1 protein-coding gene and 2 pseudogenes are annotated in these 2,018 nt (G+C 64.6%); all 3 read left to right on the top strand.

The features are described 5' to 3' along the window. A pseudogene (locus AB0E90_RS51615) lies at nt 1-394 on the top strand (hypothetical protein); the annotation flags it as partial. 107 nt (nt 395-501) lie between these two features. Next, nucleotides 502-657: pseudogene (locus AB0E90_RS51610) on the top strand (IS5/IS1182 family transposase); the annotation flags it as partial. Between the two features lie 216 nt (nt 658-873). After that, a complete protein-coding gene (locus tag AB0E90_RS51605; RefSeq protein ID WP_360421211.1) occupies nt 874-1,398 on the top strand; it encodes a BON domain-containing protein in 525 nt (174 codons plus the stop codon). The last annotated feature ends 620 nt before the right edge of the window (nt 1,399-2,018 follow it).

Raw genomic sequence — 2,018 nt, 5'->3', positions numbered from 1 at the left:
CGGCTCACCCCGATCGAATTTGAGACAATCAACAGGCACGCCACCGCGGCCTGAACCACTCAACCCCGCGAGTCAACCAAACCCGGGGCAGTCCCAAACACCGCTCCACCGGCAGAAAACGGCGACGGTCACCGACCGTCAACCGATCCGGGTCGACTATCCGCACAAGGAACTCGTTTCACGGCTCCTCGCGGATGTCTGCGAGGTCTGCCAGCAACCCGGCGAGGTTCAAGTCCACCACGTCCGCAAGCTCGCCGACCTCGGCCAACCCGGACCGCTACAGCCCCACTGGGCCAAGGCCATGGCCAACCGGAGACGCAAGACCCTGGTGGTCTGCGCTTCCTGCCACAGCCTCGCCCCTACCGGGCAACCAGCCGTGCCGCTCACGCAGTAGTCACTGGAGAGCCGGACGATCGGGAAACCATCAAATCCGGTTCGGCGGGAGGCCGCGCGGAAAAGGACCAGCCCCAACGGCTAGCACCTCGCTGCGCGGCCCACCCATCCGGCTGGCTCATGCAGCACCGCCGCCTGGTCCGCGACTACGAAACCCGGCCCGGAAACTCCGCCAGCATGATCACCATTGCCATGATCGACAATCTGGCCAGGCGGCTCACCGACGAAACCACCCCAACCTGGCGAGACCCCCAAATCACATAACACCGCAAAATACGTTAATCAGACGTCCTCTTAGGCCCGGAAGGGGCCCGTAAGCCCGCCACGATCCGTGCGGAGGCCGGCGCAATGGACGAAAGCCGGTGGGGAGCTGTCACGGGAATGTCACATATTCGCGGGGCAGCCGCCAAGTACACGTCCGAGAATTGGCGGCGGACGCGACCGCTAAGCTGCACATCGGTCGGTGGAACGGAGGAGCCGATGCAGCCACTGATCGATGAGCACTTTGCTGCTAATTGGCGTCGCGCGTCCGGTGTCAGCGACAGTGACGTCCGGTTGGCGCTGGCGGTCGTGTTCGAGTTGTCCTGCGACCCGCGTACCCGGCGAGAGCCGATCCGCGTCAGTGCGCAGAACGGCGTAGTGATCCTTGCCGGGTCGGTCGGTTCGTGGCAGACCCGAAGAGCGGCCGCCCACGCGGCCCGCGCGGCCGTCGGTGTATGCGACTTCTGCAACGTCATCCAGGTCGCTACGGATGCTCGCGTCGTCCGGCCCCGGGACGACTTCGATCAGCTCGCCGCCGGGATGGATCTCGCTCCGCGAGACGGACGAGCAGCACGCTTCGTGGTCGCGGCCGTCGTAATGGTCTCGTGGCTTCTGCAGCCTTGGCTGGTCGTCGTCGGTGTTCCGCTGATACCTGCGCTGCTCACGGTACTCGCGATAACGGCCGCGGCGGTTATGACACAGCTTTTCCGCTCACCGCCCGCCGGAATGCCGCCCATTCGGTGAATCGAGTGCCCCGCCGCCCACGGTGGCGCGGCGCTGCCGGGCGTAGATGCGGAACGCTATTGGTATGAATGGCTGGCGGGACTCGTTCGTTCCGCGACCGTCGGGTGCTGGGGCTGACCCTGAATTTCGGCCATCCGTGGGCGTGGCGGAGCCTCGACGGGCTACTTGCGGCGATGCTGCTCATCGCGGTACTCGCGACGATCATGGCGACGAGGGACTGAGCGTCGTCACACACCGTCGTTACCCGCTGTGGCAACACCAGAATGGTGCGGCGCAGCGGATAGCCGTTACGGCCACTGCCGCCCAGATAACGCAAGGCGGGTCATGGAATTGTGACATCGTCGTGGAACCGCCGCCATGGGGAGACAGGAATCTGGTAGTCACCGGCAGATGTCCAGCCGAGCTGAACAGGAGTCGTCGCATGTATTTCTGGATGTATCCGGATTGGAATGAGGCAAGGTTCCTGCGCCGACGTAGCGTCGGCACCGGACCGTCAGCGCGCGCGGACCACGACCTTACCGTTGACGTAACTAATCAGGTCAGCTGATTGCGGGGATCCATGGTCGGCCGGACGTGAGTTGGACGAGGGCGTCGTAGAGGTTGAGGCCGTGTTTGGTTGC

The sequence above is a fragment of the Actinoplanes sp. NPDC026619 genome, from assembly GCF_040638295.1.
Lineage (GTDB): Bacteria > Actinomycetota > Actinomycetes > Mycobacteriales > Micromonosporaceae > Actinoplanes.
Note: the sequence above shows the minus strand (reverse complement) of the source record. Positions and strands in the feature narration are given on the sequence as shown.